This window comes from Lactobacillus sp. MRS-253-APC-2B (genome assembly GCF_012843675.1).
Lineage (GTDB): Bacteria > Bacillota > Bacilli > Lactobacillales > Lactobacillaceae > Limosilactobacillus > Limosilactobacillus pulli.
This window is the reverse complement of the sequence record NZ_JABAFO010000005.1, coordinates 127,480-135,986: the sequence shown is the minus strand read 5'-3', so window position 1 is coordinate 135,986 and position 8,507 is coordinate 127,480. Positions and strand designations below refer to the sequence as shown.

The 8,507-nt window shown below is 45.5% G+C and carries 8 protein-coding genes and 1 tRNA gene; 8 read left to right on the top strand and 1 reads right to left on the bottom strand.

Annotation, left to right across the window (positions count from 1 at the left end; translation table 11 throughout):
* Positions 1-3 precede the first annotated feature (3 nt).
* Positions 4-76 (bottom strand) — tRNA-Lys (locus HF864_RS04325).
* Between the two features lie 206 nt (positions 77-282).
* Between HF864_RS04325 and yycF the strand changes: the two genes are divergently transcribed.
* The 8 genes from yycF (at position 283) to HF864_RS04285 (ending at position 8,453) form a co-directional block, all read left to right on the top strand.
* Positions 283-990, top strand: coding sequence for a response regulator YycF (gene yycF / locus HF864_RS04320; protein WP_169461855.1), 708 nt, complete (start codon positions 283-285; stop codon positions 988-990).
* A 15-nt stretch (positions 991-1,005) separates the two neighbouring features.
* Positions 1,006-2,859 (top strand): cell wall metabolism sensor histidine kinase WalK, encoded by a 1,854-nt coding sequence (gene walK / locus HF864_RS04315; RefSeq protein ID WP_169461854.1) that lies wholly within the window; start codon positions 1,006-1,008, stop codon positions 2,857-2,859.
* On the top strand, positions 2,859-4,166 hold the full coding sequence (gene yycH / locus HF864_RS04310; RefSeq protein ID WP_169461853.1) for a two-component system activity regulator YycH: 1,308 nt from the start codon (positions 2,859-2,861) through the stop codon (positions 4,164-4,166). The genes walK and yycH overlap by 1 nt, the downstream gene beginning before the upstream one ends.
* Before the next feature lie 11 nt (positions 4,167-4,177).
* Entirely contained in the window at positions 4,178-5,005 is an 828-nt protein-coding gene (locus HF864_RS04305) for a two-component system regulatory protein YycI (protein WP_169461852.1), read from the top strand.
* Positions 5,006-5,022: 17 nt separating this feature from the next.
* Positions 5,023-5,832 (top strand): MBL fold metallo-hydrolase, encoded by an 810-nt coding sequence (locus HF864_RS04300; RefSeq protein WP_169461851.1) that lies wholly within the window; start codon positions 5,023-5,025, stop codon positions 5,830-5,832.
* 63 nt (positions 5,833-5,895) lie between these two features.
* Complete coding sequence (locus tag HF864_RS04295) at positions 5,896-7,143, top strand: trypsin-like peptidase domain-containing protein (RefSeq protein WP_169461850.1); 1,248 nt, start codon at positions 5,896-5,898, stop codon at positions 7,141-7,143.
* 394 nt (positions 7,144-7,537) lie between these two features.
* On the top strand, positions 7,538-8,017 hold the full coding sequence (gene rlmH, locus HF864_RS04290) for a 23S rRNA (pseudouridine(1915)-N(3))-methyltransferase RlmH (RefSeq protein ID WP_169461849.1): 480 nt from the start codon (positions 7,538-7,540) through the stop codon (positions 8,015-8,017).
* A gap of 13 nt (positions 8,018-8,030) precedes the next feature.
* Positions 8,031-8,453 carry an Rrf2 family transcriptional regulator gene (locus HF864_RS04285; protein WP_169461848.1) on the top strand — a complete coding sequence of 141 codons (423 nt, stop codon included), beginning with the start codon at positions 8,031-8,033 and terminating at the stop codon, positions 8,451-8,453.
* Positions 8,454-8,507: the final 54 nt, after the last annotated feature.

Sequence of the window (8,507 nt, the reverse complement as noted above, 5' to 3'; positions counted from 1 at the left end):
TGATGGGCAGTCAGGGGATCGAACCCTGGACCCACGGATTAAGAGTCCGTTGCTCTGCCAGCTGAGCTAACTGCCCAAATTGTTAATCGCTGTTGAACATCAACAACAGTTATATATATTAAATGCTTTTAGATGTTTTGTCAACAGTTTTAGCAAAAAAATCTTGAGATTCAAAAGCATTAATGCGACTATGCTATAATAGAACCGCAATTTATGTACAAAAAACCTCTACGACTCAGTTTAATTGAGTTTTGATCAGTAAATCTATGGAGGAATTAATCAATGGCAAAAAAAATATTGGTAGTTGATGATGAAAAACCAATTTCGGATATCATTAAGTTTAATCTAGAAAAAGAAGGCTATGAGGTCGTCGTTGCCTATGATGGCGAAGAAGCACTGGAAAAGGTTGAAAGCGAGCAGCCAGATTTGATTGTCTTGGATCTAATGCTGCCTAAGATTGATGGCCTGGAGGTTGCTAAGCGTGTTCGGGCTAAACATACGACGCCAATCATCATGGTAACGGCCAAGGACTCTGAATTGGACAAGGTCTTGGGTCTGGAATTGGGTGCTGATGACTATGTTACCAAGCCATTTTCCAATCGTGAGCTGGTAGCACGAGTCAAGGCTAATCTAAGGCGGCAAGAAGCGGCAGCAGCACCAGCAGCTGAGACGCAGAATGCCGATATTCAGGTCGGTGACTTAACGATTCATCCCGATGCCTACACGGTAACCAAGCGTGGCGAAAATATTAATTTGACGCACCGTGAGTTCGAACTGCTCTACTATCTGGCCCAGCACATTGGTCAGGTTATTAATCGTGAGCACTTGTTGCAGACGGTTTGGGGCTATGACTACTTTGGTGATGTACGGACGGTTGATGTAACGGTACGACGGCTGCGTGAAAAAATCGAAGACAACCCCAGTCATCCGCAATGGCTGATTACTCGTCGTGGGGTTGGCTATTACTTGGCCAACCCAAGCCAAAGCTAAAAGGATCAGTTAGTTTTGAACAGCAAAATCAAATTTTATCAAAGTATTCATTTTAAAATCGCCCTGGTGTTTGCGCTAATGCTGATGCTGACCTTGGAAGTCGTCGGGGCGGTTTTTGTACGTCAACTGGAACAGGAAAATCTTAATACCTTTAAGCAGCAGATTGAGCTGCCGACCTATGTTGACAGTTCGCTGGCCAAGCAATTGAGCCGTACTAACGAAAAATCGGCCAACAAGCAGATCAAGCAGATTCTTTCAGAAGTCAAAAACAACAACATCTCTGAGATTCGTGTAGTCGACGCCAAAGGAATCGTCAGAGGAACCAGCAATGCCGGTACGCAGGATATCGTTGGCCAAAAAACTACTGACGAGGCCGTTAAGAATACCCTGCTCAATAATCGTTCCCATACTGAGAATATCTATGATAATGCCAGTCATAATCGCTATTATGTCAACGTAATTCCTTTGGTGAGCGCTAATACCAATAACGTGGTGGGGGCTGTTTATTTACGGGCCAATTTAGAGGGCGTCTATGACAGTGTTAACGGCATTTCTTTGATCTATCTGTCAGCAGCCTTGATTACCGTGGTACTGGGTTTGGGCATGGCAGTCTTGATCTCACGTGAAATTACGCGGCCGATTGAGGAAATGCGTAAACAGGCCCTGCGGATTGCGCGTGGCGATTATTCTGGCCAGGTTAAGGTTATGGGCAATGATGAATTGGGGCAGCTGGCCGGTGCAGTCAATAATCTTTCCGTTCGCGTTGAAGAGGCTCAAGAGTCAACCGATTCTGAACGGCGGCGTCTAGACAGCGTGCTGTCGCATATGAGTGATGGAGTATTGGCAACCAACCGACGCGGCAATGTTACGATTATCAACAACATGGCGCTGCAGATGCTGGATATTGATTCAGAAGATGATGTTTTAGGCAAGTCGATTCTGGATGTCTTGGACGTACGACGCGACTACACGGTGCGGCAATTGATCGACAACTCGCAGCAGCAGACCCTGTTTGATCTAAACGTTGATGGCAATGATATGATCTTAAGCGCCTATTTCTCGCCGATTCAACGTGAGTCGGGTTTCGTTTCTGGTTTGGTCTGTGTGCTGCATGACGTTACCAGCCAGCAAAAAGAGGAACGGGAGCGCAAGGAGTTTGTCTCCAATGTTTCCCATGAGCTGCGTACGCCGCTGACCAGTGTTAAGAGCTATGTGGAGGCCTTGAGCGATGGAGCCTGGAAAGATCCAGACATTGCCCCACAGTTTTTAAAAGTCGTTCAAGACGAGACTGAGCGCATGATTCGAATGATCAACGATCTGCTGAGTCTTTCGCGAATGGATTCTGGTACCGCCAAGCTAAACTTGGAATACGTCAATATTAATGAACTGTTTAGATATATTCTGGACCGCTTTGACATGATCATCAAAAAAGAAGAAGATCCGCAAAAGAAGCGTTACACTATCGAACGTCACTTTACCAGCAAGGATCTCTGGGTTGAGATCGATCCTGATAAGTTTACCCAGGTGGTAGACAACATTATGAATAATGCCGTCAAGTATTCGCCGGATGGTGGCGTAATTACGGCTCGCTTATTGGAGACGCATAACCACGTGATCTTAAGCATCAGTGACCAAGGGTTGGGGATTCCTAGAAAGGATCTAGGACACATCTTTGATCGCTTCTTCCGGGTTGATAAGGCCCGCAGTCGCAAGCAGGGTGGTAGTGGACTTGGTCTGGCAATCTCAAAGGAAGTTGTCAATATGCTGGGTGGTCAGATCTGGGTTGACAGTGTGGAAGGCAAGGGCTCGACCTTTTATATCTCATTGCCTTACGTACCTTATGATGATGAAGGAGATGACTGGGATTAATGACCAAAATCAAAGAAAATTGGCTGAGTATTTTGTTGGCCGTGGTTGTCATTCTCAGCATGCTTCTTTCGGCGTTGCTATGGACGAACTCGCTTGGCTATGAATGGTTTGCCAACAATGATGCCGAAAAAGGGACTACGCAGCAGACCGCCTTGCAGTCGGTAGGCGACATCTATTTGCCAACGCAGGTAATCCTAACCAAGTCTGATGAGTCGCAGCAGCTTTTGTATGGTCAAAAAAAGAACCTGATTTTGACATTGCGCAACGATATGCAGAAATGGCAGCTTTCAGGTTTCCGCCGCGTTGCTCGCAATGATTCTTCAGATTATCTAAACTATCTGCGCAATGACGACTCGATCATGCTGTCTTATCCAGATGCCATGGCAACGGGAATCTTCAATCAGACATTCTCACAGTCGGTTGACAGCAAAAAAATGTCGCAGATCAACCATATCGTGATTCCGCTCAAGGGTCGCGACGTGGTCTATCTGCTTGATGATGATGATTTTACGGTCTATCGATTAAATATTACGCAAAACGCCAACCGATCTAAAATCAAAAAGCTGGTACAAAAATCGGGACAGCGCATCGACGTTGATCATAAAATTGTAGACAACCAGCCAATCGTAACCTATCCACATGCGATTAAGCTGCCGGTCTTTGCCTATCAGCTGACGACGCAAGATATTGATAATCTGACGCAGAATCTGCTGCGCTCAACCAATTCATCGGTCTTTACCACCAAGAAAAAGGGCAATGATACGATCTATATGGATGGTGCCAGCAAGCGGCTTGATTATCATCGTGATACAAATGTGGTCAGCTTTGCCAACTATCTGGGCAAAGACAGTACCTATCAAGGGGCCAGCCTGTATCGTCATTTGTACAAACGCTTGACGGCAACCGGGACAACGTTGGACTGGATGCGATTTGATGCCGTTAACGAAAAAAAGCAGACAATCATATTCCGCAGCTACGTGGAAGGCTTCCCGATCTTTAACGATCATGGCTACGGTACCGTGAAGCTGCAGGCCAACGCGGATGGCGTGGAGCGTTGCCAGCTGTCGCTCTACAGCCTGGGCGTACCATTGCCGATTAATGAATCAAAGGTTAAACTGCCGCCTTCGTCAGTCGTCTATAATGAGCTGCGCCAGGCAGGTAAGGATAAAGAAGTTTCAGGACTGCGCATTGGCTATCGCTGGGATAATCAAGATAACGATACCAAGGTCGTTAAACTGGAACCAACCTATTACGTCTATTATCATGGCAAATGGGTCGACTATCAGACGCTGACGGACGATAAATAGGGGGGCGCGGCATGAACTTTAAACGAATTCAATGGATTTTCGTGATTGCTTTTACAATCTTTGACGTCGTCTTGGCCAGCTATTTTTTGATTGGTACGCATTTTACGGCAATGGTCAAACAGCAAAGTCAGCAACAGACGATTCTCAAAGAAATGCGCAACGATGAAATAAGATTTGCCAATTTGTCAACCAAGCAGCAGACGGGGTATTATATATCCGGTAAGCGAGCCAACAGTCAGCTGGCAGCTGCTGTCAATAAACTGAACGATCAATCGGTCCGGTTAAGCAATGGTATGCTGATCAGTGAGCTAACCTCGCCGATCAAGGTTAGTATGCTCAATCCTGACCAGCAGCTAAATGTATTTATCAAAAATTCGCATCATGTTTTGTACGGATCGCAATATGCATATAATCGGGATCTGTCGACGGCCAATACGATTATTTATACGCAAAAGATGGAAGGGCGTGCAGTATTTGGCAGTGAGGGGCAGCTGCGCTTTAAAGTTGGCAAGAATCATAAGGTCTATGGTTACACACAGACTTATCTGAACAATATACAAGTTCTAAGACCACGTGCCGTTACCATCAGTCAGCAAGAGGCCGTGACCTGGCTGTATAAGCATAACTATATCCCCAACAACTCAAAGATTCGCTGGGCTAAGCTGGGATATGCCAAAACTCTGCTGACCAAAGACCAGTCAGTCTATGTACCAACCTGGTATGTTGAGATCAAGACTAAAAGTTCCGGTGACGTGCAGCATTTAAGGGTTAATGCATTCAATAGTACGCTGATGCGCGACACGCCCCAAGAGATTGATACGACGCAGCTGAATCAATAGGCAAAGAAGGATAACAAGTGACAAACTCGGATGACAATCTGTACTACAGCATTTTAGCCAGTGGCAGCTCAGGCAACGCCACTTATCTAGAGACCGCTCATCATCGGATTTTGATTGATGCTGGGCTCAGTGGTAAGCGCCTGGAAGAAAGAATGCAGGCGATTGGCCGCTCGCTTAAAGACGTTGAGGCCCTGTTTGTAACGCATGAGCACAGCGATCATGTGCAGGGTGTCGGCGTACTGGCACGGCGCTATGGCATGGATGTTTATGCCAACGCCAAAACGTGGGAAGCGATGGCCAAAAAAGTAGGCAAGATTCCCTTAGCACAAAAAAATATTATTGAGCCAGGCAAGATTAAGGATTTTGGTGATCTGGAGGTAGAAAGCTTTGCCGTTTCACATGATGCGGCCTGCCCGCAATTTTACCAGCTGCATCATGACAACCAGGCCTTTTGTATTTTGACGGATACGGGATACGTCTCACAGCGTGTAGCTAAGACGATTGAAAATGCTGACGCCTATTTGATGGAATGCAACCATGATACGGAAATGCTTAGAATGGGTCCTTATTCTTGGCCGCTTAAACAGCGCATCCTAAGCGACGAGGGACACCTTTCCAATGAAGAGAGTGCCGAAGCCTTATTGGATGTGATCGGCAACCATACCAAGCGAGTCTTTTTAGGACACCGCAGTCAGCACAACAATATCCGCTCGTTGGCTCATCTAACGGTTGCCACGATTTTAGAGCAGCATGATCTGGGTGTGAATCAAGACTTTGACTTAAAGGATGCCGAGCCTGACCAGCCAAGTGAACTGTTGGCTTTGTAAATATTTCAACTAATATTCATACTTTTTTGTTATACTGAAAAAAAACAAAGGAAGTATTAGATTATGGCAGGCAAGCGGTTAATCGTCAAAGTTGCAGGGGTAGGACTTTTAGCGGGCCTGATTGGTGGTGGCGTATCATATGGCGTGGGTAATGCAATCGTCACTCATCAGCAAAACGAAGCTACCAAAGTGCCATCTGGATCAAACAAATCCGGGGGCACTAAGATCAATAAAAATGAGGATACTAAGAGCAATCAGTCAACTGAGGCCTATAACGCGGTCAAAGGGGCCGTGGTCAGCGTCATCAATAAGCAGACCAGCTCCTCTGATGACAATGATATTTTGTCGATGTTTGGTGCGGATTCAGATTCATCAAGCTCCAATTCCAGTTCACTGCAGACGGCAAGTGAGGGCTCAGGGGTAATCTACAAGAAGTCAGGCAATACTGCCTATATCGTTACCAACAATCATGTGGTTTCTGGAGCCAGCGCGTTGCAGGTAATCATGAGCAACGGCAAGAAGGTACAGGCTGAACTGGTTGGTACCGACGCAACGACTGATTTGGCCGTCTTAAAGATCAGCTCTGCCAACGTGACGACGGTTGCCAAGTTCGGTAATTCCAACTCGATCAAGGCTGGTCAAGATGTTTTGGCAATCGGTTCGCCAATGGGCAGTGAATATGCTAATACGGTTACCAAGGGGATTATTTCGGCACCTAAGCGGACGATCAGTGCCAGTTCAAGCAATTCCGGCACCAATACGACGGTCATTCAGACTGATGCGGCCATTAATGCCGGTAATTCTGGTGGTCCGCTGGTCAACATGGCAGGTCAGGTTATCGGTATCAATTCGATGAAGCTGGCCAGTGATAACCAAGGGACCAGTGTTGAAGGGATGGGCTTTTCGATTCCAAGCAACGAGGTCGTCAGAGTGATCAATCAGTTGGTTGCCAATGGTAAGATCACCCGGCCATCCTTGGGAATTGAAATGCTTGACTTAAGCAATGTTGACGGTGATGATCAGCAAAACGTCCTCAAGCTGCCAAAGAGCATTACCAAAGGGGTCGTAGTCATGAAGACCCAAAGTGGTTCGGCAGCAGACCAGGCGGGAATTCAAAAATACGATGTGATTACCAAGATCAACAATAAAAAGGTTAATGATGGTGGTGATCTGAAGACTCAGCTGTACAAATATAAGGTTGGCGATACGATCAAGTTGACGTTGTATCGCCAAGGCAAGCAGCAGACGGTATCAGTTAAGCTGACGCAGGCTGCCAGTGCTGACAGTAGCAGTTCATCGGATAATCAATAACCTTAAAACGTGTTCTTAATGATTAATTGATTGTTAAGATCACGTTTTTTATTTGACGAATTATCCACAATTTCTGTGGATAAATGTTCCAAAAACAGTGGAAAACTAAATCAGCCTATTTTTTAACACCACGTTGCGTGTAAAAGAATCGGTAAGCTAAAGTTAGATCAGAAGCTTGTAAAATCAATACTTTTAGTTATCCACAAGTAAAGATTGCAGAATTGTGGAAAACCCTTTATCATATTTATTGAAGTTTAAAAAACGTTGTTATATCAATGGATTTAGTGGCTGGATACAAACGGCTGTTTTGGTTTTGAACTGTGGATAACCTGCCGTGGTTAATTGGGAGACGAATTAGTAGAATTACCGAACGATCGTAGTAAAGGAGTTTTAAATGAACATTAAGATAATTGGTGTTGGCAAGTTGAAGGAAAAATACTTTAAGGCTGGAATTGCCGAATATGCCAAGCGTTTGGGGAGATACTGCAAGTTTGAAATTGTCGAGGTACCAGATGAAAAAGCACCCGAGTCATTAAGTCAGGCTGAGATGGATGAGGTCATGGCCAAAGAAGGTGAGCGAATTCTAAGCAAGATCAAAGACCGTGAGTATGTTTTTGCCCTGGCAATCAATGGCAAGGAGCGTAGTTCAGAAGAATTTGCTAAGACGCTTAATCAACTGGCAACTTATGGTCACAGCGACATTACCTTCGTGATTGGCGGGTCACTGGGACTGAGCCCGGCAGTCTTAAAACGAGCTGATGAACAGATCTCATTTGGTCGGTTTACGCTGCCTCACCAGCTGATGCGGCTGGTTTTGACCGAACAGATCTATCGTGCATTTACGATTATCAATGGTCTGCCTTATCATAAATAGAGGTGCGCATATTATGAAGTATTCTCATCGATTAAGTGATGCCGTACATATTTTGGTTTATCTAGAGATTTACCATGGTCAAAAAATCAGTAGTCAGGATCTGGCTGCCAGCGTGGACGCCAATCCCAGCTTGATTCGCAGCCTGATTGCCAAAATGGTCAAAGCTGGCATTCTTAAGCCAAAATCAGATGCTCCGGCACCACAGCTGAGTCGATCAGCTAATGAGGTAACGCTACTAGATATCTATGCTGCTGTTGAGGAGAACCAACATTTACTGCATGTTGATGAACAGACCAACCAGCAGTGTCCAGTTGGCAAAAACATTCAGCCAGTCCTCGGACAAGTCTATGATCAGGTACAAAAAGCTGCTGAAGCTGAGATGAGACAAATTACGCTGCAGACGATTGTTAATGGCGTGGCTGATCGGATTAACTAAAAGAGAGTGAGAAAAAACTCCGAAAATCAGCTTGCGACCGATTTTCGGAGTTTG